The organism is Pseudomonas quebecensis, from assembly GCF_026410085.1.
In the GTDB taxonomy this organism is placed as follows: domain Bacteria; phylum Pseudomonadota; class Gammaproteobacteria; order Pseudomonadales; family Pseudomonadaceae; genus Aquipseudomonas; species Aquipseudomonas quebecensis.
Genome location: NZ_CP112866.1, coordinates 23,793 through 46,175, shown reverse-complemented (window position 1 = coordinate 46,175; position 22,383 = coordinate 23,793). Strand labels below are relative to the sequence as shown.

20 protein-coding genes are annotated in these 22,383 nt (G+C 62.7%); 6 read left to right on the top strand and 14 right to left on the bottom strand.

Features of this window, described 5'->3' with window-relative positions; translation table 11 throughout:
• The first annotated feature begins 36 nt into the window (after nucleotides 1–36).
• Nucleotides 37–1,416 carry a DUF2868 domain-containing protein gene (locus tag OSC50_RS00210; protein WP_266247301.1) on the top strand — a complete coding sequence of 460 codons (1,380 nt, stop codon included), beginning with the start codon at nucleotides 37–39 and terminating at the stop codon, nucleotides 1,414–1,416.
• Nucleotides 1,409–2,776 (top strand): DUF3482 domain-containing protein, encoded by a 1,368-nt coding sequence (locus OSC50_RS00205; RefSeq protein WP_266247303.1) that lies wholly within the window; start codon nucleotides 1,409–1,411, stop codon nucleotides 2,774–2,776. Before OSC50_RS00210 ends, OSC50_RS00205 begins: the two co-directional genes overlap by 8 nt.
• Here the strand turns inward: OSC50_RS00205 and OSC50_RS00200 are convergent.
• The 7 genes from OSC50_RS00200 to OSC50_RS00170 form a co-directional block, all read right to left on the bottom strand.
• Entirely contained in the window at nucleotides 2,767–3,330 is a 564-nt protein-coding gene (locus tag OSC50_RS00200) for a phosphonate degradation HD-domain oxygenase (RefSeq protein ID WP_266247305.1), read from the bottom strand. The two genes, OSC50_RS00205 and OSC50_RS00200, sit on opposite strands and share 10 nt — an antisense overlap.
• Nucleotides 3,327–4,454 (bottom strand): TIGR03364 family FAD-dependent oxidoreductase, encoded by a 1,128-nt coding sequence (locus tag OSC50_RS00195; RefSeq protein WP_266247307.1) that lies wholly within the window; start codon nucleotides 4,452–4,454, stop codon nucleotides 3,327–3,329. The genes OSC50_RS00200 and OSC50_RS00195 overlap by 4 nt, the downstream gene beginning before the upstream one ends.
• A gap of 118 nt (nucleotides 4,455–4,572) precedes the next feature.
• Nucleotides 4,573–5,595 (bottom strand): putative 2-aminoethylphosphonate ABC transporter substrate-binding protein, encoded by a 1,023-nt coding sequence (locus OSC50_RS00190; protein WP_266247309.1) that lies wholly within the window; start codon nucleotides 5,593–5,595, stop codon nucleotides 4,573–4,575.
• A gap of 22 nt (nucleotides 5,596–5,617) precedes the next feature.
• Nucleotides 5,618–7,330 carry a putative 2-aminoethylphosphonate ABC transporter permease subunit gene (locus tag OSC50_RS00185; protein ID WP_266247311.1) on the bottom strand — a complete coding sequence of 571 codons (1,713 nt, stop codon included), beginning with the start codon at nucleotides 7,328–7,330 and terminating at the stop codon, nucleotides 5,618–5,620.
• Between the two features lies 1 nt (nucleotide 7,331).
• Entirely contained in the window at nucleotides 7,332–8,396 is a 1,065-nt protein-coding gene (locus OSC50_RS00180; RefSeq protein ID WP_266247313.1) for a putative 2-aminoethylphosphonate ABC transporter ATP-binding protein, read from the bottom strand.
• 216 nt (nucleotides 8,397–8,612) lie between these two features.
• Nucleotides 8,613–9,476, bottom strand: a complete 864-nt coding sequence (locus OSC50_RS00175) for a LysR family transcriptional regulator (RefSeq protein WP_181076473.1) — start codon at nucleotides 9,474–9,476, stop codon at nucleotides 8,613–8,615.
• A 15-nt stretch (nucleotides 9,477–9,491) separates the two neighbouring features.
• Nucleotides 9,492–11,744, bottom strand: coding sequence for a heavy metal translocating P-type ATPase (locus tag OSC50_RS00170; RefSeq protein ID WP_266247315.1), 2,253 nt, complete (start codon nucleotides 11,742–11,744; stop codon nucleotides 9,492–9,494).
• A gap of 85 nt (nucleotides 11,745–11,829) precedes the next feature.
• Between OSC50_RS00170 and cadR the strand changes: the two genes are divergently transcribed.
• Nucleotides 11,830–12,270: a Cd(II)/Pb(II)-responsive transcriptional regulator gene (gene cadR / locus OSC50_RS00165; RefSeq protein WP_253509726.1), complete on the top strand. Its 441-nt coding sequence runs from the start codon at nucleotides 11,830–11,832 to the stop codon at nucleotides 12,268–12,270.
• Nucleotides 12,271–12,333: 63 nt separating this feature from the next.
• Here the strand turns inward: cadR and OSC50_RS00160 are convergent, their stop codons facing one another.
• The 3 genes from OSC50_RS00160 to OSC50_RS00150 form a co-directional block, all read right to left on the bottom strand.
• Nucleotides 12,334–13,167 (bottom strand): thymidylate synthase, encoded by an 834-nt coding sequence (locus tag OSC50_RS00160; protein ID WP_181076469.1) that lies wholly within the window; start codon nucleotides 13,165–13,167, stop codon nucleotides 12,334–12,336.
• A 58-nt stretch (nucleotides 13,168–13,225) separates the two neighbouring features.
• The gene (gene lgt, locus OSC50_RS00155; RefSeq protein ID WP_181076467.1) at nucleotides 13,226–14,038 is read right to left on the bottom strand and encodes a prolipoprotein diacylglyceryl transferase; all 813 of its coding nucleotides are present in this window, start codon (nucleotides 14,036–14,038) and stop codon (nucleotides 13,226–13,228) included.
• Nucleotides 14,039–14,103: 65 nt separating this feature from the next.
• On the bottom strand, nucleotides 14,104–14,886 hold the full coding sequence (locus tag OSC50_RS00150) for a sulfite exporter TauE/SafE family protein (protein ID WP_181076465.1): 783 nt from the start codon (nucleotides 14,884–14,886) through the stop codon (nucleotides 14,104–14,106).
• Nucleotides 14,887–15,006: 120 nt separating this feature from the next.
• On the opposite strand from OSC50_RS00150, the gene OSC50_RS00145 reads away from it, so the two are divergent.
• On the top strand, nucleotides 15,007–15,753 hold the full coding sequence (locus OSC50_RS00145; RefSeq protein WP_181076463.1) for an NRDE family protein: 747 nt from the start codon (nucleotides 15,007–15,009) through the stop codon (nucleotides 15,751–15,753).
• Between the two features lie 34 nt (nucleotides 15,754–15,787).
• Here the strand turns inward: OSC50_RS00145 and ptsP are convergent, their stop codons facing one another.
• On the bottom strand, nucleotides 15,788–18,067 hold the full coding sequence (gene ptsP / locus OSC50_RS00140) for a phosphoenolpyruvate--protein phosphotransferase (RefSeq protein ID WP_181076462.1): 2,280 nt from the start codon (nucleotides 18,065–18,067) through the stop codon (nucleotides 15,788–15,790).
• A 22-nt stretch (nucleotides 18,068–18,089) separates the two neighbouring features.
• Nucleotides 18,090–18,569, bottom strand: coding sequence for an RNA pyrophosphohydrolase (locus tag OSC50_RS00135; protein ID WP_003176750.1), 480 nt, complete (start codon nucleotides 18,567–18,569; stop codon nucleotides 18,090–18,092).
• Nucleotides 18,570–18,712: 143 nt separating this feature from the next.
• Here OSC50_RS00135 and OSC50_RS00130 point away from each other — a divergent pair, with 143 nt between their 5' ends.
• The gene (locus tag OSC50_RS00130; protein WP_181076460.1) at nucleotides 18,713–19,369 is read left to right on the top strand and encodes a histidinol-phosphatase; all 657 of its coding nucleotides are present in this window, start codon (nucleotides 18,713–18,715) and stop codon (nucleotides 19,367–19,369) included.
• A 90-nt stretch (nucleotides 19,370–19,459) separates the two neighbouring features.
• Here the strand turns inward: OSC50_RS00130 and OSC50_RS00125 are convergent, their stop codons facing one another.
• Together OSC50_RS00125 and ilvA are read right to left on the bottom strand one after the other, a co-directional pair.
• Nucleotides 19,460–19,873 (bottom strand): DUF2269 family protein, encoded by a 414-nt coding sequence (locus tag OSC50_RS00125; RefSeq protein ID WP_181076459.1) that lies wholly within the window; start codon nucleotides 19,871–19,873, stop codon nucleotides 19,460–19,462.
• A gap of 40 nt (nucleotides 19,874–19,913) precedes the next feature.
• Nucleotides 19,914–21,428 carry a threonine ammonia-lyase, biosynthetic gene (gene ilvA / locus OSC50_RS00120; protein ID WP_181076457.1) on the bottom strand — a complete coding sequence of 505 codons (1,515 nt, stop codon included), beginning with the start codon at nucleotides 21,426–21,428 and terminating at the stop codon, nucleotides 19,914–19,916.
• A gap of 137 nt (nucleotides 21,429–21,565) precedes the next feature.
• Here ilvA and rpiA point away from each other — a divergent pair, with 137 nt between their 5' ends.
• Nucleotides 21,566–22,237: a ribose-5-phosphate isomerase RpiA gene (rpiA, locus tag OSC50_RS00115; protein ID WP_181076455.1), complete on the top strand. Its 672-nt coding sequence runs from the start codon at nucleotides 21,566–21,568 to the stop codon at nucleotides 22,235–22,237.
• Nucleotides 22,238–22,383: the final 146 nt, after the last annotated feature.

The following is a 22,383-nucleotide window of genomic DNA, read 5'->3' as shown; positions in this document are numbered from 1 at the left end:
TTATGCTCCAGACTCACTTGCTCAACAGGACAGCGCGTGACTGCACTGAACTCGCTACACACACTCTGGCTGACGGAAACCGTGCGGCTGCGTGAAGAACACGCCGGCAACCTCGAAGACCAGGAAGCCAACCGCCTGGCCCGCACGGCCGGAGGCGACCTGCCGACGCGCATTCAACGACGCGCCTTGCACCTGGCCGAGCGCGATGGCTTGGTGGCGGCCCTGACCCGCTGGTTGCAAGGCGCGCGCCTGGCGCTGGTGCTGCTGGCGATACTCGCGGTGGTCAGCGGTGCCGCCCTGGCGTTTGCCGCGCTGGGTAACGGATTGGCGCCAGTGAACGTGTTCTGGGCGCTGGGCAGCCTGCTCGGCTTGAACCTGATTCTGCTGATCAGCTGGGCATTGGGCCTGCTATTGGCCGGCGAACATAGCGCCAGCCTCGGGCGCCTGTGGCTGTGGCTCAGCGAAAAATTCGCACGCGATGCCAAGGCCGCGCAATTGGCCCCGGCCCTGTTACTGCTGTTGCAACGGCAGAAGCTCAATCGCTGGGCCGTAGGCGTCCTGGTCAACAGCCTCTGGCTGCTGGCATTGCTCAGTGCGCTGGTGATTCTTCTGACATTGCTTGCCACACGCCGCTACGGCTTTGTGTGGGAAACCACTATCCTCGGCGCCGATACCTTCGTCGCTGTGACACAAGCGCTGGGGGCCTTGCCTGCCCTGCTCGGCTTCAACGTGCCAAGCGCCGAGATGATCCGCGCCAGCGGGGATGCAGCCGTGAATATCGAGCGTGCGCGTCAGGCCTGGGCAGCGTGGCTGGTCGGCGTGTTGCTGGTTTACGGCCTGCTGCCTCGCCTGATCCTCGCCCTGCTCTGCCTGTGGCGCTGGAAACGCGGACGCGCCGCCCTGCGCCTAGACCTCAACCTGCCCGGCTACAGCCAACTGCGCGAGCGCCTGATGCCAAGCAGCGAGCGTCTTGGGGTTAATGACGCCGCGCCCGATCACTTGCACGCCGTCATCGGCGGCGTCAGTGAACAGGACAGCAATGGCGCCCTGCTGGTGGCCATCGAACTGGACGGTCAGCACCCCTGGCCGCCCAAACTACCGGCCAACGTGAGTAACGCCGGTATTCTCGACAGCCGCGAATCGCGCCACAAACTGCTGGAACAACTCACGCGCTTCCCACCTGCGCGCCTGGCCATTGCCTGCGACCCACGGCGCTCGCCGGATCGCGGCAGCCTGGCGCTGATCGCCGAACTGGCTCGCAGCGCCAGCGCCGCCCGCGTCTGGCTGTTGCAGGCGCCACCCGGCCAGGCGCTGGACGCCGAACGCCTGGGCGATTGGCACAACGCGCTGCAACAGCTCGAGCTTCCCTTCGCCGACTGCGCACCGTTGAACTGGCTGGAGACCGGTCATGACTAAGCCGTTGAAACTCGCCGTGGTCGGCCACACCAACGTCGGCAAGACCTCGCTGTTGCGTACCCTGACCCGCGATGTGAGCTTCGGCGAAGTCTCCCATCGCCCCAGCACCACGCGGCATGTCGAAGGCGCGCGCCTGTCGGTGGACGGTGAAGCCTTGCTGGAGTTGTACGACACGCCCGGTCTGGAAGACGCCATCGCCCTGCTCGATTACCTGGAGCGCCTGGACCGCCCTGGCGAACGGCTTGACGGCCCGGCGCGCCTGGCGCGCTTCCTGGAGGGCAGTGAAGCGCGCCAGCGGTTCGAACAGGAGGCCAAGGTGCTGCGCCAACTGCAGGCCTCGGACGCCGGCTTGTACGTGATCGATGCCCGCGAACCGGTGCTCGCCAAATACCGCGACGAACTGCAGGTGCTGGCCAGTTGCGGCAAGCCGTTGTTGCCGATACTCAACTTCGTCAGCAGCAGCGACCACCGCGAGCCGGACTGGCGTGAAGCCCTGGCACGCCTCGGCCTGCATGCGCTGGTGCGTTTTGACAGCGTCGCGCCGCCCGAAGACGGCGAACGGCGCTTGTATGAAAGCCTCGCCCTGCTGCTGGAAAACGCCCGGCCGCAGTTAGAAAGGCTGGTTCTTGACCAGGAGGCTCAACGCCAGGCCCGCCAGCAAAGCGCCGCGCGGTTGATCGCCGAGCTGCTGATCGACTGCGCCGCGTGCCGACGCAGCGTGGTCACCGAGGACGAGCACAACGCAATCGGCGAACTGCGCAAGGCTGTGCGTCAACGCGAACAAAAGTGTGTGGACGCCTTGCTCAAACTCTTCGGGTTCCGCCCGCAGGATGCCGCCGCCAGTGATTTGCCGTTGCTGGACGGGCGCTGGGGCGACGACCTGTTCAACCCCGAAACCCTCAAGCAACTCGGCGTGCGCGTCGGCGGCGGGATCGCTGCCGGTGCGGCGGCCGGTGCGGGTGTGGATCTGCTGGTCGGCGGCCTGACCCTCGGCGCCGCCGCCCTGGCCGGTGCGATTGCCGGAGGCGCGCTGCAAACCGCACGCAGCTATGGCAACCGCTTGATGGGCAAGCTCAAGGGTCACCGCGAGCTGACCGTGGACGACAGCGTGCTGCGCCTGCTCGCCCTGCGCCAACGCCAGTTGCTCAAGGCCCTCAACCTGCGCGGCCATGCGGCGATGCACAGCATCAAAGTGGACACACCCCAGGACAAAACCTGGCGCGAGGGCAAACTGCCCGACGCCCTGCATAAGGCCCGCGCCCACCCGCAATGGTCGTCCCTCAACCCCCATGCAAGACTGAGCCAGGCCGAGCGCCAGGAACAGATCGACGCCCTCGCCGAGCGCCTCGATCAGGACTGAGCCGTCAGCAACCGCCGTGCCTTGGCCTTGAGCCATTCAAGGTCGAGCGGCGGCACATTGGGCTGCTTGGCCATCTCATCCCAATGCCGCAGACGCACACTCACCGCGCAGAGCGGGTCCTGTTCGAAGGCCCGGGCCTCGACCGCGCTCATCATGCCGCCCTGGTAAGCCAGGGTGCGGCGGCTGGCCTCGCTCAGGCGTGCGTAATAATCCGGCTGGCTGAAGGTCAGGTAACGCTTGGCCTGGACGTGATACTCCACAAGCCTGGCCAGGCGTTCGCTGAAGCCGGCTCGGCGCAGGTAATCCGCCCCCAGCCGCTCATGGCTGACCACGCCGTAACCGCCCATGTTCTCGGCACGTTGATCACAAAGATGGCCGATATCATGAAAGAACGCCGCTAATACCACTTCGTCATCGAAGCCTTCGGCCAGGGCCTGCTGCGCGGCCTGGGACATATGCTCGAGCTGCGACACCGGTTCGCCGATGTAGTCCGCCGCGCCGTGCTGTTCGTACAGGCCGAACACATTGACAATCGTCTGCTCCGGGCTACTCACGCCTCACCCCACAGCGCCGCAACGTTGCGCTCGCCCAGCGCCGGCCCCACGCTCATGCCCACGCCGGTGTGCATCAACGCCGCGCTGACCCCTGGCGCTGCCCGTACGAAGGAAAACGGCCCCGGTCCGCGCGCGCCATAAACCCCCTGCCAGCGCTCGACTACCTGAATTGCACAACGCAGGGTCTGCTCGGCCAGTTCAATCATCCAGTTGTCCACCTGTTCGCCGTTGAAGGGTGACGCATCCCGGCCGTAATCATGGGAATCGCCGATGATCAGCTCACCATAAGGCGTGGGGCTGATCAGCAGATGAATGCCATGCTCGTGCAGGTGCGGCGCATCGCGCAGGATCTGCGCCTGCACCGCCGCCGCTTCCGGCAGATCGGCGAACGCGCCGTAATGCACGCAACTGAGGCCCGTGAGCAAAGCATGTTGCAGGTTCAGATTCAGCGCTGGTCGCGCCCGTAGCATTTGCAGGCGGCAGATACTCGGGTTGAGTTCGGCCAGCGCTTCGGCCAGCAGAGTTTGGTAGTCATGGCCGGAACAGACGATGATCTGTTCGCCGCGAAAGCTGCCCGCCGTGCTGTGCACGTGGCCCGGCTCAACGTCGCGCACCAGCGTAGAAAAGTGAAATTCCACCTTCAGTTCGCGGCGAAGATAGTCGATCAACGCCGGGAGAGCTTCCCGCGAATACAGTTGCTGGTCGTCGCGACCGTGCAGCGCGGCCCGGTGATGACGGAACTGGCCACCGTACAGATCGCGCATTGCCGCGCCCTGCAGCAGCTCCACGTTGTACCCGTGTTCCTGCGCGCGCCCGGCGCAGAACGCTTCCAGCAGGTGTTCTTCCGCTTCGGTGCGGGCGAACAGGTAAGCGCCGTTGCGCTTGAGCGGCAGGCCCGCCACCTGGGCCCAATGCCCCCAGATGTCACGGCTTTGCCGCGCCAGGTCGAGCATCGGCCCAGGCGGCTGGCCGCTAACCAGGGCCTGGCCGAAGTTACGTACCGAGGCGCCCAGAGGCGTGGCGCTGCGTTCGAACACCTTGACCTTGAGCCCACGCTTGGCGGCGGCGTAGGCGTGGGACAGGCCGAGGATGCCGGCGCCGACAATTAACAGATCACTGCTCATGCGTTCCTCTCGTTCCCACACTCTGTGGGAATGCATCCAGTGACGCTCTGCGTCACTCATTTAACAGCGGACGCGGAGCGTCCAGGGCGCATTCCCACGCGGAGCGTGGGAACGATCATTACTGACCGGCGACCTTCTCCGACTTACCGTCATAGCGCTTGCGCCATTCGGTCAGGATGCTGTCGCGGTTTTTCGAGGCCCAGGCGAAGTCGTTCTTGATCAAGCGTTGCTCGTAGTCGGCCGGCAACTCGGTCTGCGGCTTGGCGATACCTGGCTGGGCGAGTACCGCAAAGTTGTCCTTGTACAGCTCCATCGCAGCGGGGCTGGCGGAGAAGTCGGCGAGTTTTTTCGCCGCATCGGCGTGGGCGGTGCCTTTCATCACGGCGGTGGCTTCGATGTCCCAGCCCAGGCCTTCTTTGGGCAGGATGATGTCCAGCGGCGCCCCTTGGCGTTTGAGCTGGACCGCCGGGTACTCAAACGAAATACCGATCGGGAATTCACCGGAAGCCGCCAACTTGCACGGCTTGGAACCGGAGTGGACGTACTGGCCGATGTTCTGGTGCAGGTCATCCATGTACTGCCAGCCCTGCTTCTCGCCGAAGGTCTGCAACCAGGCACTCACGTCAAGGAAACCGGTGCCGGACGACGCCGGGTTGGGCATCACGATCTTGCCCTTGTATTCAGGTTTGGTCAGGTCCTGCCAGCTCACCGGTTTGGTCAGGCCCTGCTTCTCGGCTTCGACGGTATTGAAACAGATCGTCGCGGCCCAGACGTCCATGCCGACCCACGCGGGCGGATTGGCAGGGTCGCGGTAATTCTTGCCGATCTTGTCCAAATCCTTCGGCGCATAGTTGTCCAGCATGCCCTGCTGCTCGAGGATCGCCAGGCTCGAGGCGGCCAGGCCCCACACCACGTCAGCCTGCGGGCGATCTTTTTCAGCCAGCAGCTTGGCGGTGATGATCCCGGTGGAGTCGCGTACCCATTTGATCTCGATATCGGGGTTGGCCTGCTCGAAGGCTTTTTTATAGGTCTTCAACTGCTCGGCTTCGAGGGCCGTGTACACGGTGAGGTCGGTCTTGGCGAAGGCATTCAGGCTGAATGCGGTGAGTACGGCAGCGACCAGCGTCAGGGGCTTGAACATAAGGAACCTCCTTCAGGGTTGTTTATTGGCCGGGCGCGGTCTGGCGCCAGGCTTGGGAGCGACGCAAGGCGCCGCGTGACGCCCACGCCAGCAGCAGCGAGACGCCGCCCGAGGTGAACAGGATCAAAGTGGACATGGCCGCCGCGCCGCCTACATTGCCGGCGTCGTCCATGTTCAACACGGCAACGGCGGCGAGAATGGTGTCGGGGCTGTAGAGGAAGATCGCGGCGGACACGGTGGTCATCGCCGACACGAATAAATAGCGCAGGATGTCCAGCAGCGCCGGCAGGCAGATCGGTACCGTGACTTTCAAGTAATGGCGATACAGCGGCGCCTTGAGCGACAGCGCGGCGGCTTCAAACTCAGCGTCCAACTGGCGCAGCGCGGTAGTAGCGGTCATCTGTGCGGTGGTCAAATAGTGAGCAATGGTGCACACCACCAACAGGGTCATGGTCCCGTAGAACACATGCAGCGGGTTGCCGTTGAGGTTGAAAAAGAACACGTAGCCCAAACCCAGCACCAACCCCGGCACCGCCATCGGAATGAAACTGAGCATGCGCAACGTCAGATTGAGGTGCTTCTGGCCCTTGGTCTTTTCCATCAGGTAGGCACCGGTGAAAATCAGCACGCTGCCGATCAATGCCGTACACAGCGCCAGGGTCAGGCTGTTGCGATACGCCAGCCAACCGCCGCCGGCGGTGTCCTCGAACTGGTAATGAGCGAGGGACAGCGACAGGTTGTACGGCCAGAACTTCACCAGCGAGGAATACACCGCCATGCCAAATACCAGCAGCAACAGCGCGCAGATCAGCAGCACGATGACCAGGTAGCAGGCGTCTCTCAAGCGCGACGGCGCCGGACGAAAGACTTGGGCGCGACCGCTCATGGCATCGCCGTGACGACGGCGCAGCCAGGCGTCCACAGCGAAGCTGAACAGCGCCGGCAGGAGCAGGACCATGCCGATCAACGCACCGCGACCGAACTGCTGCTGGCCGACCACCGCCTTGTACGCCTCCAGCGCCAGTACCTGATAATCGCCGCCAACCACCACAGGCACGCCGAAATCGGTGATGGTCAGGGTGAACACCAGGCAGAACGCGGCGAACACGGCCTGGCGCGTGGCCGGCCAGGTAATGCTGCGAAACGCCCGGGCCGGGCTGGCACCCATACTCGATGCGGCATCGAACAGGCGCGCATCCGCCAGCGAGAGCGCCGACAGCAAAATCATCAGCGCGTGTGGGAAGGTGTAGATCACTTCGCCGAGCACGATGCCCCAGAAGCCGTAGATATTATCCGCGAGCATCCCGCGCAGCAGACCCTGGTTGCCGAACAGGTATACCAGCGCGATGCCCGGCAACATCGAGGGTGCCATCAATGGCAGCAATGACAGGCCGCGCCAGATCGCTTTGCCGGGAATCAATGTACGTTGCAGCGCGTAGGCAAACAGGTAGGCCAGCGGTACGACGATGGCCGCAACGCTGAGCGAGACTTTCAGGCTATTGCCCAACAACCAGTGGAAGTTGGCGCTGGTCACCAGTTCACGTGCAGCGACAAAACCGCCGCCCTGCCCGGCCTCGCTGCTGAAACCACGCCAAAAGATTGCCAGCAATGGCAACAACACCGCGATGCTCAGCAGGCCCAGCCACAGCCATTTGCCGCCGACCACAAACAGACGGTCGCCCCAGTTGGCACGGGAAACCTGACGCGTTGCAGGCACACTCATCACCACGGCCATCTCAGGCAAACACCTGCAGGCTGCGCGGCGGCAAGGCTACCCAGATGTCCTGGGCACCCAGGCACGGCATGGCTTCGGGGGCGAGTTCGGCCAGCAGCGGATGACCGGGCAAGTGCTCCAGCTCAAAACTCATGCGGCATCGGTTGCCCAGAAAGGTGATTTCGCGGACCTTGGCCGGGAACAGGTTCTCCTCGTGCACGGGAGGGTTGACGCTGATCGCTTCCGGGCGACAGAACAGGCGACCGGACTTGGCTCTACCGGCATCATCGGCCAGGCGCATAGTCAGCCCGCCGACCTGGGCATGGCTGATGCTGTTACGACTGAACGGCAGCCAGTTGCCCTGACCGACAAACTCCGCCACGAACGGCGTGGCCGGACGGTCATAGATTTCCTGGGACGTGGCGTATTGCTCGACCTTACCGTTGTGCATCACGGCGATGCGATCGGCCATCAACATGGCTTCGTCCTGGTTGTGGGTCACCATCAGCGTGGTGATGCCCAAGCGCCGTTGCAGTTGGCGCAGTTCGGTGCACAAGTGCTCGCGCACCCGGGCGTCGAGGGCCGACATCGGCTCATCCAGCAACAGCACCGACGGCGCCGGCGCCAGGGCACGGGCCAGGGCGACCCGTTGTTGCTGGCCGCCGGAAAGCTGGCCGGGGTACTTCTTTTCGCTGCCGAGCAGGCCCACCAGTTCCAGCATCTGACCGACGCGCTGGCGCACTTCGTCGCGGCCGCTGCCGGTGAGGCCGTAGCCGATGTTCGCTTCGACGGTCAGGTTGGGAAACAGCGCGTAGGACTGGAACAGAATGCCGTAGTCCCGCGCCTGGGGCGGCAGCACGGAGACGTCACGGCCGCCCAGGTAAAGCTCGCCACTGTCCTGGCGCTCCAGGCCGGCGATGCAGCGCAACAAGGTGGTCTTGCCGCAGCCGGACGGGCCCAGCAGGCACACCAGCTCGCCGGCGGCGACATCCAGGGAGACGTTGTCCAACGCCGTAAAGGCGCCGAAGCGCTTCTGGATGCCGCGCACCTTCATCGGCGCGCCGGGTTGGGTCAGGGCTGTGTTCATGGTGGCACCTCATCAAACGGATGAAGGCCATGCTAGGCAGGCAATGCGTCGCTCTTGTGGCAGGAAGGCAAAGCGCGGCGATAGTGGTATTCGCAGATTTGTGTAGGACGCATATCGCCAATCGGGGGCAAGCCCCCTCCCACACTTGAAGCCATTCACAATTCAACTGTGGGAGGGGGCTTGCCCCCGATTGGCCCCCAAAGCCACTACAAGGCTTCAGATCGGCGACATCTCCTGCGCCAACCCCAAAAACGCCGCCGGCAGGCGAGCGCCTTTTCGTTCTTTGAGGCAGTACAGATACTCCGGAATCTGCGGCGCATGCTCGAGGGTCAGCACCTTCAACTGCGGGTCATGGGGCACTTCCTGGCGGGCGATGATGCTGATGCCGATATTGCGCAGCACCGCCTCGCGGATCGATTCGCGGCTGCCGATTTCCAGCAGCGGGCCGTAGCTCACGCCAGCCCCGCGCAGCATGTCTTCGGTCAGGCGCCGCGTGGTGGAACCCACCTCGCGCATCAACAGCGTGTGTCCGGCGAGCGCGCTCAACGGCACATGATCGAGTTTGGCCAGGGGGTGGTTGCGATGCACCGCCAGTACCAGCGGATCGGTGCCGAGGACGCGGCGGATCAGACGTGGGTCGTCGAGCAGCTGTGAGGACGCCGCCACATCGACGCGGTAATCATCCAGCGCTTCGAGCACTTGCTGCGAGTTGCCGATTTCCACCGACACCTCCACCTGCGGCAGGCGTTCGCGGAACGCTTTGACCAGATCAAGGATGTAATAAGGTGCCGTCGCGGCAATACGCAGGGCGCCCTGGACCTGACCATTGTTACGCAGGAAAAACTCGATATCGGCTTCCTGCTGCAACAGCGTCTTGACCATCGGCAGCAACCGCGCGCCTTCGTCGCTGACGGTGAGGCGGCGCCCGCCGCGATAGAACAGCTCGACGCCGTATTGGCTTTCCAGGTTGCGGATCTGGGTAGTGACCGTGGGCTGGCTCAGGCCGAGTTTTTTCGCCGCCTGGGTGATGCTGCCCAGGCGGGCGACCATAAAAAAAGCCTTCAGCTCGGCACTCAGCACACCACCCTCTCTTGTCTATTTGCGCAACAGGCGCAGGCCATTGAACACCACCAGCAGGCTTACGCCCATGTCGGCGAACACCGCCATCCACATGGTGGCCATACCCATGAACGTCACCGCGAGGAAGATCGCCTTGATCACCAACGCCAGGGCGATGTTCTGCTTGAGGATACTCGACGTTTGTCGCGACAACCGAATGAATGCCGGAATCTTGCGCAAATCGTCATCCATCAAGGCCACGTCGGCGGTCTCGATGGCAGTGTCGGTGCCGGCGGCGGCCATGGCAAAGCCGATCTCGGCGCGCGCCAGGGCCGGGGCGTCGTTGATGCCGTCGCCGACCATGCCCACTCGACGGCCCTGGGCGTAGAGGGTTTCGATGGCGTGAAGTTTGTCGGTGGGCAACAGGTCGCCCTGGGCCTGATCGATGCCCACCTGCGCAGCGATTGCCTGGGCGGTGTGGGTGTTGTCGCCGGTGAGCATCAGGGTCTTGATGCCCAATTCATGCAACTGCTCGATGGCTTCACGGCTGCTGTCCTTGACCGTGTCGGCCACCGCGAACAGTGCCAGCGGGCCGGATTTATCGAGCAGCAGCACCACGGACTTGCCTTGTTTTTCCAGGGCGAACAGCTTTTCTTCCAACTGCGGCGAACACAGGCCAAGGTCTTCCACCAGGCGGTGGTTACCCAGGTGGTAGGTTTGGCCATTGATGTCCCCGCGCACGCCCCGGCCGGCCAAGGCCTCGAAGTTATCCACAACATGGGTCGGCAGGTTTTTATCCACAGCCGCGTTGGCGATCGCCAGGGACACCGGGTGATCGGAACGCCCCGCCAGGCTGGCGGCCAGGGCCGGCGCGCTGTCCTCGAGGGTTGGGAACAGCGCCAGGTAGTCGGTTTGCACCGGTTTGCCGTGGGTGATCGTGCCGGTCTTGTCGAGGGCCAGGTAATCAAGTTTGTAACCACCCTCCAGGTACACGCCGCCCTTGATCAGGATGCCTTTGCGCGCCGCAGCGGCCAGGCCGCTGACGATGGTCACCGGTGTGGAGATCACCAATGCACACGGGCACGCGACCACCAGCAGCACCAGCGCGCGGTAGATCCAGTCGAACCAGACGCCGGCCATGAACAGTGGAGGAATCACCGCCACACCGAGGGCAAACAGGAACACAGCCGGGGTGTAGAGCTTCGAAAAGCGGTCCACAAAGCGCTGCGTCGGCGCCCGTGCGCCCTGGGCCTGCTCCACCGCGTGGATGATCCGCGCCAGGGTGGAGTTGTTGGCTGCCGCCGTGACCTTGTACTCCAGAGAGCCTGCCTGGTTGATGGTGCCGGCGAAGACTTTATCGCCCACGGTCTTTTCAATCGGCAGGCTTTCACCGGTAATCGGCGCCTGATCGATAGTGGATTGACCCGCAGTGACTTCACCGTCCAGGCCGATACGCTCGCCGGGCTTAACCCGCACGACAGCGCCCAGTTCGATACTTTTCACCTCCTGTTCGGCCCAACTGCCGTCAGACTGCTGCACGGTGGCCCGTTCCGGGGTCATCTGCATCAAACCGCTGATGGCGTTGCGTGCGCGATCCAGGGACTTCGCCTCGATCAGTTCGGCCACGGTAAACAGGAACATCACCATGGCCGCTTCCGGCCACTGGCCAATCAGTACCGCGCCGGTGACGGCGATGCTCATCAGGGCGTTGATATTCAGGTTGAGGTTTTTCAGGGCGATCCAGCCCTTTTTATAGGTGCCGAGGCCGCCGCTGAAGATCGACACCAGCGCCACCAGGGCAATCACCCAGGTCGGCGCGGCATTAGTGAAGTGCAGCACTTCGGCGCCCAACGCCCCAAGACCCGACACGGCCAGCGGCCACCAATGCTTCTTGGCCGGGGGGGCAGCGGCAGGCACGCCCTCTTCGATGGGATCGGCCTGCATGCCAAGGGATTTGATCGCGTCAATGATCGGCGCGGTGCTCGGCAGGTCATGGGTGACGCCGAGGATACGGTTAATCAGGTTGAATTCCAGCTGCTGCACACCGGCGAGCTTGCCCAGTTTGTTCTGGATCAGCGTTTGCTCGGTGGGGCAGTCCATGGCCTCGATACGGAAGGTGCTCAGGTGCGCGCCGGCGGTGGGTGCTTCACTCAGTTGCACCACCGCAGGGGCCGGGGTGGCGGAGCAGCAGGAGCCGCCATGCCCGTGGTTATGCACGGGCGTCAGCTTCTGCTCGCCATGGTCATGGTCATGGTCGTGTTTATGTGGGGTGTGAATGGAATCGCTCATCAGGTCGCGTCCGTAAGGTGCCTGTTGCCAAGTAAAGACCCTGTAGCCACTATAGGGTCAAGCATCCATTTTGGAGATTGCGCCAATGAAGATCGGCGAACTGGCGAAACTTACCGACTGCCCGGTGGAAACCATCCGTTACTACGAGAAGGAAGGCCTGCTGCCGCCCCCGGCACGTACCGACGCCAACTACCGCGTGTACACCCAGGCGCACACAGAGCGGCTGATCTTTATTCGCAACTGCCGCAGCCTCGACATGACCCTGGAAGAAATCCGCAGCCTGCTCAGCCTGCGCGATAGCCCCCAGGACCAGTGCGAAAGCGTCAATGCGTTGATCGACGAGCATATCCAGCATGTGAAAGCACGCATCGATGGGTTGCTGGCCTTGCAGGAGCAATTGCTGGATCTGCGCCAGCGGTGTGGGGGTGGGGATCACTGCGGGATTTTGCAGCGATTGGAGGTTAACGGCGGGGTGGCCGCCAGCGAGGCCGAGCCCTCACATGTAGGCAGGAGCCACGGGCACTGACTCAAGCGAACACTGTTCAACTGTGGGAGGGCAAGCCCCTCCCACATTGGACAGCGTCAGGCTCTAGATAGCCACGTCGGCCTTAATACTCGGATCGGCCTCGTAGCCTACGATTTCGAAGTCTTCGAATTTATAGTCGTAGATCGATTCGGGCTTACGCTTGATCACCAGCTCCGGCAGCTTCTTCGGCGTACGCGCCAGTTGGGTCCGGATCTGTTCCATATGGTTGCTATAGGCATGGGTGTCGCCGGTGGTGACGATGATCTCGTGGGGAATCAGGTCACACTGTTGAGCCAGCATATGGGTCAGCAGCGCCAGCGCGGCCGTGTTGTACGGCAGGCCGAGGAATACGTCGGAGCTGCGGATATACAACTGCATCGACAGGTGGCCGTCATGCACGAATGCCTGGTACAGCAGGTGGCACGGCGGCAGGGCCTGTTTGCCGTTGCGCGCGTTCTCCTGGGGGCTTTGGGTTTCGTCAGGCAGGTACTCGACGTTCCAGCCATGGAACAGAATACGGCGGCTATTGGGGTTGGTCTTGAGCGTGTGCACCATGTAGTCGATCTGGTTGATCGTACCGCCGTCCTTGGTCGGCCAGGCGGTCCACTGCTCGCCGTAGACCGGGCCCAGGTCGCCGTCTTCGGTGGCCCATTCGTCCCAGATGCGCACGCCGTTTTCGTTGAGCCACTTGATGTTGGTGTTGCCGCTCAACATCCAGATCAGCTCGTTGGCGATGCTCTTGAAGTGCAGCTTCTTGGTGGTCAACAGCGGGAAACCGTCGGCCAGGTTGTGCCGAAACTGCCGGGCGAACACGGCCTTGGTGCCGGTGCCGGTACGGTCGCCCTTGGTCAGGCCATTGGTCACGACGTCGTTCAGTAGTTCGAGGTATTGCTTCATGTGGGTACCCGTATCGTTGAAGCCTGGGCTCTTCGCGGTCGAGCCCAGGCATTCGAATTTAGAGCGCGGTGTTCTTCAGCGGTTGCGGACGGTTATACGCCCACCACAACAGGCCAAGACCGACGAGAATCATCGGCATGCTGAGCACCTGCCCCATGGTCAGCCAGCCCCACGCCAGGTAACCCAGCTGCGCATCCGGCACCCGTACGAATTCGACGATGAACCGGAAGATCCCGTAGAACAGCGCGAACATGCCGGACACGGCCATGGTCGGGCGCGGTTTGCGCGAGAAGATATACAGAATGAGGAACAGTGCCACACCTTCCAGGGCGAACTGGTACAGCTGCGACGGATGGCGCGGCAACTGGGCAGGGTCGCTGAACGGCGGGAACACCATGGCCCACGGCACGTCGGTCGGCTTGCCCCACAACTCGGCATTGATGAAGTTACCGATACGCCCGGCGCCCAGGCCGATCGGCACCAGCGGCGCGACGAAGTCCATCAGTTCGAAGAACGACTTGCCGTTGCGACGGCCAAACCACCAGGCGGCGATCATCACACCGATGAAGCCGCCATGGAACGCCATGCCACCCTTCCACACCTCGAAGATCAGCATTGGGTTGGCGATGTACGCCGAGAGATCGTAAAACAGCACATACCCCAGGCGCCCGCCGACGATCACCCCCATCGACAACCAGAACACCATGTCGGAGAGCTTCTCCTTGGTCCAGGTCGGGTCGAAACGGTTCAGGCGCCGGGACGCCAGCAGCCAGGCGCCGCCGATGCCGATCAGGTACATCAAGCCGTACCAGTGGATTTTCAGCGGACCGATGGCCAGGGCCACCGGGTCGATCTGCGGGTAAGGCAGCATTGCGACTCCTCGTTAAATCATTCGTTATGGCGACCGGACCATGCCCGGGCGCGATTAAGCGTGCGTTACAGCAAAAAATTCAAACCGACACAAAACAGCAAACCGGCGAACAGACGCTTGAGCAAACGCGGCGACAAGCGATGCGCCAACCGTGCACCGAAGCGCGCAAATACCATGCTCGTCAGGGCAATGCCCAACAGCGCCGGCAAATACACGAAGCCCAGACTATGAGCGGGTAACAGCGGGTCGTGCCAGCCCAGAATCATGAAACTTAATGCACTGGCCAGCGCAATCGGCAGGCCGCAGGCCGACGAAGTAGCTACCGCCTGCTGCATCGGCACGCTGCGCCAGGTCAGAAACGGCACGGTCAGCGAGCCGCCGCCAATTCCGAAAATCGCCGAGGCCCAGCCAATAACAGTGCCGGCGAGGGTCAGCCCAACCTTGCCCGGCACCGTTCGGCTGGCCTTCGGCTTCATGTCCAGGGCCAGTTGCAGTGCCACCAGCAGGGCAAATACGCCGATGATCTTCTGCAGGTGCGGCCCGGAAATCGCTTCGGCGGTCAGCGCACCGAAGCCGGCGCCGATCAGGATGCCCACGGTCATCCACACGAAGATCGGCCAGCGCACCGCGCCACGCCGATGGTGCTCGCGCACAGCGTTGACCGAGGTAAAGATGATGGTCGCCAGGGACGTGCCCACGGCCAGGTGCGTCAGTACCTGCGGGTCGAAGCCCTGCAAGGTGAAGCTGAACACCAGCACCGGCACGATGATGATCCCGCCTCCCACGCCGAACAGCCCGGCGAGCACACCCGCACAGGCGCCGAGCACCAGATACAGTAGAAATTCCATGGGAGCCCTCGAAACAAGTCCGGCATGTTAACGGATGGAAGGCATGCGACCCAACTGGATACGATGGAACGCCTCTGCTTGAGTCAGTAGAGTGACAAAAAACACAAAAGGGATCGCCTGATGTGCCTGATTGTTTTCGCCTGGCGGCCGGGCCACGCCCAGCCGTTGATCGTCGCGGCCAACCGTGATGAGTTCTATGCCCGCCCCACGCTGCCGCTGGCGCAGTGGCCGGATATGCCCCATGTGTACGCCGGCCGCGATCAGGAAGCCGGCGGCACCTGGCTGGGGATCAGCGCCGAAGGCAGGTTTGCGGCCCTGACCAATATTCGCGACCCGTACCAGCCGCCCGCACGCAGGTCCCGTGGGGAACTGGTGGCGCGGTTTCTCAGTGGTTCGCTACCGATTGATGAATATTTGGCCGATGTTAACGGCAGATCGATTGAATACGCCGGGTTTAACCTGCTGGTGGGCACGCGGGATGAGTTGTGGCACTACAACGCCAACCACACTGAGCCAACGCAACTGGAAGCCGGGGTCTATGGGCTTTCAAATGCCGGGCTGGATACACCGTGGCCGAAGTTGCTCAAGGCCAAGGCGGCGTTGAGCGAGGTGTTGGCAGACCCGCAGCCGGAAACGTTGCTGGGGATTTTAAGCGACCCGCAGACGGCGCCGTTTGCCGAGTTACCGGATACCGGCGTGGGGTTGGCGACTGAAAGCCTGTTATCCAGCGTGTTTATCGCCAGCCCTGCTTATGGGACCCGAGCCAGTACGGCGCTGATTGTGAATGCCGATGGGACGCGGCGGATGGTGGAGCGTAGTTTTGGGCCGCTGGGTGGGCGACTGGGTGAAGTAGAGCTCAGAATTTAGCGGCATGATCGTTCCCACGCGTGGGAACGATCAGTTATAAGGTCTTGGCAGACGCCGGATTGATCATCCGCGTCAGGCCCAGGTTTTTCAGGGCCAATTGCAGCGAGCTGTGGATAACTTGCGGGTTGTCGATGGTCATCACCTCCGCCAGCAGATCCTTGGCCATGCTCAGGTTGACCTGGCGCAGCAGCCACTTCACTTTCGGCAGGTTGGTGGCGTTCATCGACAGACTGTCAAAGCCCATCGCCATCAACAACACCGCCGCCGCCGGGTCGCCGGCCATTTCACCGCAGATACTCACCGGTTTGCCTTCGGCGTGGGCGTCGCGCACCACATGTTGCAGGGCTTGCAGCACCGCCGGGTGCAGGTAGTCGTACAGGTCGGCCACTCGGGGGTTGTTGCGGTCCACGGCCAGCAAGTACTGAGTCAGGTCGTTGGAGCCCACCGACAGGAAGTCCACCTGCCGCGCCAGCTCCTTGGCCTGGTATACGGCCGCCGGGATTTCGATCATCACCCCAATCGGCGGCATCGGCACGTCGGCGCCTTCGTCGCGCACTTCACCCCAGGCCCGGTGGATCAGGTGCAACGCTTCTTCCAGCTCATGGGTGCCGGAAATCATCGGCAACAGGATGCGCAGGTTGTTCAGGCCCTCGCTGGCCTTGAGCATGGCGCGGGTCTGTACCAGGAAAATCTCGGGATGGTCGAGGGTCACGCGGATACCGCGCCAGCCCAGGAACGGGTTGTCTTCCTTGATCGGGAAGTACGACAGCGATTTGTCGCCGCCAATGTCCAGGCTGCGCATGGTCACCGGCAGCGGGTGGAAGGCCGACAACTGCTCGCGATAGATCGCCAGCTGTTCCTTCTCGCTCGGGAAACGCTGGTTGATCATGAACGGCACTTCGGTGCGGTACAGACCCACGCCTTCGGCGCCTCGCTGCTGCGCGCGGGCCACATCGGCCAGCAGGCCGGTGTTGACCAGCAAAGGCACGCGGTGACCGTCGAGTGTTACGCACGGCAACTCACGCAACGAATCGAGGCCCAGCGCCAGCTGCTTCTCTTCTTCCACCACCTCGGCATATTGCTTGCGCAGTACTTCGCTGGGGTTGGTAAAGACTTCACCGCGATGGCCGTCGACGATCATATCGATGCCGTCGACCTTGGAATACGGCAGGTCCACCAGGCCCATCACTGTCGGAATGCCCATGGCGCGGGCCAGGATCGCGACGTGGGAGTTACCCGAACCGAGTACCGACACCAGGCCCACCAGTTTGCCTTCGGGCACTTCGCCGAGCATGGTGGCGGTCAGTTCTTCACTGATCAGGATGGTGTTGTCGGGGTAGACCAGGTTGGTGCTGCGGTCTTCCTGCAGATAGGCCAGCAGACGGCGACCCAGATCGCGCACATCCGAGGCGCGCTCGCGCAGGTAGGCGTCGTCCATCATTTCAAAACGGTTGACGTGATCGCTGACCACCTGGCGCAAGGCGCCCTGGGCCCACTGGCCGGTCTTGATCACGGTCTTGACTTCGTTCCCGAGGGACGCGTCGTCAAGCATCATCTGGTACACCTCGAACAACGCGCGCTCTTCGGGGCGCAGTTGGGTGGCCAGTTTGTTCGACAGGTTGCGCATGTCGGCGCGCACGCCTTCGAGGGCGGTCTTGAACAGTTTGATTTCAGCGTCTATGTCGCTGATGGTCTTGTCCGGCACCACGTCGAGATCGGCCGGCGGCAGCATGACCACCGCGGTACCCACGGCGGCGCCTGGCGAGCCCGGCACGCCGACGAACTTGGCTTCCTGGATGCCCTTGCCCTGGCGACCCAGGCCACGGATGGAGCCGGTGGCCTCGGCGTGGGCGATAACCCCGGCCAGTTGCGCGCTCATGGTCACGAGGAAGGCTTCTTCACCCTCGTCGAACTGGCGGCGTTCTTTCTGTTGGATGACCAGCACGCCGACAACGCGGCGGTGGTGGATGATCGGCGCCCCAAGGAACGAGGCGTAGCGCTCTTCGCCGGTTTCGGCAAAGTAACGATAACGCGGGTGATCGGCCGCGTTTTCAAGGTTCAGGGGTTCTTCACGCGTCCCTACCAGGCCAACCAGACCTTCATTGGGCGCCATGCTGACCTTGCCGATGGAGCGCTTGTTCAAGCCCTCGGTGGCCATCAGCACAAAACGGTTGGTCTCTGGATCCAGCAGGTAAACCGAGCAGACCTGGCTGCCCATGGCTTCCTTGACGCGCAACACAATAATCCCCAACGCCGCCTTGAGATCCTTGGCGGAGTTAACTTCCTGGACGATCTTGCGCAGCGTATTGAGCATGGCTCGGGGTCGAACTCCGTCGTCAGTCGCGCGCTAAAAGGCGCGGGGCAAGCTCTTTGAGAGCGCGACGATAAACTTCGCGCTTGAATGTCACCACCTGGCCCAACGGGTACCAATAACTGACCCAGCGCCAGCCATCGAACTCCGGTTTACCGGTCAAATCCATCCGCACCCGCTGCTCGTTGGAGATCAGGCGCAGGAGAAACCATTTCTGCTTCTGGCCGATGCACAGCGGTTGGCTGTGGGTACGCACCAGGCGTTGCGGCAAACGATAGCGCAACCAGCCACGGGTACAGGCCAAAATCTGCACATCTTCACGCTCAAGGCCGACTTCTTCGTTCAACTCACGGTACAAGGCGTCTTCAGGGGTTTCGTCGGGGTTGATTCCGCCCTGAGGAAACTGCCAGGCATCTTGGTTGATTCGGCGAGCCCATAGCACCTGTCCGGCATCATTCGTAAGAATAATCCCGACATTAGGACGGAAACCATCGGGGTCGATCACGGCAACAACCTCGCAAACGCATGTCGCCGCATTGTTCCACAAAGCTTGCGCAAGCGGCAACGAGGCTTCTTAGCTTATGTGCACTCTTGTGAAAAGACCGTATTCTGGACGCCTTTTTACAGACATTTCAGCGAGTAACTGCAATGCGCCTGGCTTTATTCGACTTGGACAACACCCTGCTTGGCGGTGACAGCGACCATGCGTGGGGCGATTACCTGTGCGAACGCGGGATTCTCGACGCGGTGGCCTATAAGGCCCGCAACGACGAGTTCTATCAGGATTACCTGGCCGGCCGCCTGGACAACGCCGCCTACCTGAACTTTTGCCTGGAGATCCTCGGCCGCACCGAGATGGCCCAGCTGGACGAATGGCATAACGACTATATGCGCGACTGCATCGAGCCGATCATGCTGCCACGAGCCTCAGAACTGCTGGCCAAGCACCGCGAAGCCGGCGACAAGCTGGTGATCATCACCGCCACCAACCGCTTCGTCACCGCGCCGATTGCCGCACGCCTGGGCGTAGACACCCTGATCGCCACTGAATGCGAGATGGAAAACGGCCGCTATACCGGACGCAGCACGGACGTGCCGTGTTTCCGGGAAGGCAAGGTCACGCGTTTGAATCGTTGGCTGGAGGAGACCGGGCATAGCCTGGAAGGCAGTTACTTCTATAGCGACTCGATGAACGACTTGCCGCTGTTGGAGCAAGTGGAGAACCCGGTGGCGGTCGACCCGGACCCCAATTTACGCGCCGAAGCCGAGAAGCGGGGTTGGCCGGTGATTACCCTGCGTAGCTGAGGGTGCTTATCGGGGGCAAGCCCCCTCCCACATTTGACCGAGTCCGTGTGGGAGGGGCTTGCCCCCGATGCAGGCGACACGGCCCAAGCGTTAAACCGGCTTGGCCCCCATCAACCCAGCAATCGCCACAAACCCCACCAGGCTGACCACCGCCAGCACCAGGGTGAAATTCAGGCTGCCGCCCTCGCCTTTGCGCAGCCGGTTGAGGCGCGCCACCAGCCAGAACCAGGCCAGCGCCGCCACGGTGTAGAGCAGGCTGGAACCCAGTATCCACGTCTGCCCCAGTGGCCAGCCCACCAAGTGCACCAGCCACCAGCCGGTAAACGGCATGCTGAGCAGGCAGACTCCCATCAGCAACCACACGAACGCCCAGGGGCGCCGGACGACGACGGCCGGGCCGGCGCTGCGGTTGCGCCAGGCCAGCAGCGCCAGGCCCAGGCCACACAGCAGCAGCACCACAGTGGCGGCGATGTGGACAGTCTTGAGGGTGATCAGGGTATCCATGGATCGTCTTCCTTAAAGGTCGCCCAATCAGCGTAGTCGCTCAACCGAGGAACAGTGTGTAGGCCGGGTTATCGCTTTCATCCCAGTACGGGTAGCCGATTTGCGCCAGGGCCGCCGGAACCAGGTGACGTTCGTCCGCCGGTACTTGCAGGCCGGCGACCACACGACCATCGGCCGCGCCATGGTTGCGATAGTGGAACATCGAGATGTTCCAGCGACCGCCCAGTTTATTGAGAAAGTTGAACAACGCCCCCGGCCGTTCCGGAAACTCGAAACGCAGGACCATTTCGTCGCTGACCTTGGCCGCATGCCCGCCGACCATATGGCGGATGTGCAACTTGGCCAGTTCGTTCTCGGTCAGGTCCAGCACCGGAAAACCCTGCTGGGTGAGGCTGGCGATCAATGCGCTGCGCGGGTCGCTGTCCGGGTGGGTCTGCACGCCGACAAAGATGTGCGCCTCGCTGCCGGTGTGGTAGCGGTAGTTGAATTCGGTGATCTGGCGCTTGCCCACGGCCTCGCAGAACGCCTTGAAGCTGCCCGGCTGTTCGGGAATGGTCACGGCGATAATGGCTTCGCGGCCTTCACCCAACTCGGCGCGCTCGGCCACGTGACGCAGGCGGTCGAAGTTGACGTTGGCGCCGGAATCAATGGCCACCAGGGTCTGGCCACTGACGCCACGGGTTTCCACGTATTTCTTGATGCCCGCCACGCCCAGCGCGCCGGCCGGCTCGGTGATGGAGCGGGTGTCATCGTAGATGTCCTTGATCGCCGCGCAGATTTCGTCAGTGCTCACGGTGATCACTTCATCCACATAGTCCTTGCAGATTTCGAACGTGTGCTGACCGATCTGCGCCACCGCCACGCCATCGGCAAACAGGCCCACGGTCGGCAGCACCACGCGCTCGCCCGCTGCCATCGCGGCTTGCAGGCAGTTGGAGTCATCCGGCTCGACGCCGATGATCTTGATTTCCGGGCGCAGGTATTTCACGTATGCCGCGATACCGGCGATCAGGCCGCCGCCGCCCACCGGGACGAAAATCGCATCCAGCGGGCCAGGGTGCTGGCGCAGGATCTCCATCGCCACGGTGCCCTGCCCGGCAATGGTGTGCGGATCGTCGTAGGGGTGAATGTAGACGTAGCCTTTTTCGTCGACCAGCTTGAGCGAATAGGCCAGGGCTTCCGGAAACGAATCGCCGTGCAATACCACTTTACCGCCGCGCGAGCGTACGCCTTCAACCTTGATCTCCGGGGTGGTCTTGGGCATCACGATAGTGGCCTTGACCCCCAGCACTTTCGCCGCCAGGGCCAGGCCCTGGGCGTGGTTACCCGCCGAGGCGGTGACCACACCGCGCGCACGTTCTTCGGCGCTCAGTTGGGTCAGCTTGTTGTAGGCGCCGCGAATCTTGAACGAGAACACCGGCTGCAAGTCTTCCCGCTTGAGCCAGACCTTGTTGCCCAAGCGCTCGGAGAGCTGGCGGGCGGTCTGCAACGGGGTTTCTACGGCCACGTCGTAGACGCGCGAGGTGAGGATCTTTTTGACGTACTGTTCAAGCATCGGAAAGCATCACTGGGCGGGTTGGGCAGGGCCAAGGAGTCTAACCCGGCTTTTAGCCGTACGACCACACGAATCCCGAGGTTTTGTTGGGGTATACTCGCCGCCCTCGATCACTCCCCGCCCGTTCCGGAGCCCGCATGACCCAGGATCAACTCAAACAGGCAGTGGCCCAGGCCGCCGTCGATTTAATCCTTCCCAAACTCGACGACAAGAGCATCGTCGGCGTCGGCACCGGCTCCACCGCCAACTGCTTTATCGATGCGCTGGCCCAGCACAAGGGCGCGTTCGACGGCGCCGTGGCCAGCTCCGAAGCCACCGCCGCGCGCCTCAAGGGCCACGGCATTCCGGTGTATGAGCTCAATACCGTGAGCGACCTGGAGTTCTACATCGATGGCGCCGATGAAAGCGACGAGCACCTGCACCTGATCAAAGGCGGCGGCGCAGCCCTGACCCGCGAGAAGATCGTCGCGGCCGTGGCCAAGACCTTCATCTGCATCGCCGATGCCAGCAAACTGGTGCCGGTGCTCGGCACATTCCCGCTGCCGGTGGAAGTTATCCCCATGGCCCGCAGCCACGTAGCCCGCGAACTGGTGAAGCTGGGCGGCGACCCGGTGTACCGCGAAGGCGTGTTGACCGACAACGGCAACATCATCCTCGATGTGTTCAACATGCAGATCACCAACCCGGTCGAGCTGGAAACCCGGATCAACGCCATCGTCGGCGTAGTCACCAACGGCCTGTTCGCCGCGCGGCCGGCGGATGTGTTGCTGCTGGGCACGCCCGAAGGTGTGAAGACCCTCAAGGCTTAAGCATCGGTTGACTGTGGGGCGGAGCCAGCCTCCTCCCACAGCCCGTGTCCATGTAACAAAAACGCTACCTTTCGCAGCACCCCTCTCCAAAATCGTGCGCCAAGTCACGACATTCAATACCGTCGCTGGTATCAAATCCGTTACAA

Coding starts and splice junctions, on each gene's coding strand:
- OSC50_RS00205 (WP_266247303.1), top strand. CDS start 1,409: ATGACTAAGCCGTTGAAACTCGCCGTGGTCGGCCACACCAACGTCGGC.
- OSC50_RS00195 (WP_266247307.1), bottom strand. CDS start 4,454: ATGAGCAGTGATCTGTTAATTGTCGGCGCCGGCATCCTCGGCCTGTCC.
- OSC50_RS00190 (WP_266247309.1), bottom strand. CDS start 5,595: ATGTTCAAGCCCCTGACGCTGGTCGCTGCCGTACTCACCGCATTCAGC.
- OSC50_RS00185 (WP_266247311.1), bottom strand. CDS start 7,330: ATGGCCGTGGTGATGAGTGTGCCTGCAACGCGTCAGGTTTCCCGTGCC.
- OSC50_RS00180 (WP_266247313.1), bottom strand. CDS start 8,396: ATGAACACAGCCCTGACCCAACCCGGCGCGCCGATGAAGGTGCGCGGC.
- OSC50_RS00170 (WP_266247315.1), bottom strand. CDS start 11,744: ATGAGCGATTCCATTCACACCCCACATAAACACGACCATGACCATGAC.
- cadR (WP_253509726.1), top strand. CDS start 11,830: ATGAAGATCGGCGAACTGGCGAAACTTACCGACTGCCCGGTGGAAACC.
- OSC50_RS00160 (WP_181076469.1), bottom strand. CDS start 13,167: ATGAAGCAATACCTCGAACTACTGAACGACGTCGTGACCAATGGCCTG.
- lgt (WP_181076467.1), bottom strand. CDS start 14,038: ATGCTGCCTTACCCGCAGATCGACCCGGTGGCCCTGGCCATCGGTCCG.
- OSC50_RS00150 (WP_181076465.1), bottom strand. CDS start 14,886: ATGGAATTTCTACTGTATCTGGTGCTCGGCGCCTGTGCGGGTGTGCTC.
- OSC50_RS00145 (WP_181076463.1), top strand. CDS start 15,007: ATGTGCCTGATTGTTTTCGCCTGGCGGCCGGGCCACGCCCAGCCGTTG.
- ptsP (WP_181076462.1), bottom strand. CDS start 18,067: ATGCTCAATACGCTGCGCAAGATCGTCCAGGAAGTTAACTCCGCCAAG.
- OSC50_RS00130 (WP_181076460.1), top strand. CDS start 18,713: ATGCGCCTGGCTTTATTCGACTTGGACAACACCCTGCTTGGCGGTGAC.
- OSC50_RS00125 (WP_181076459.1), bottom strand. CDS start 19,873: ATGGATACCCTGATCACCCTCAAGACTGTCCACATCGCCGCCACTGTG.
- ilvA (WP_181076457.1), bottom strand. CDS start 21,428: ATGCTTGAACAGTACGTCAAAAAGATCCTCACCTCGCGCGTCTACGAC.
- rpiA (WP_181076455.1), top strand. CDS start 21,566: ATGACCCAGGATCAACTCAAACAGGCAGTGGCCCAGGCCGCCGTCGAT.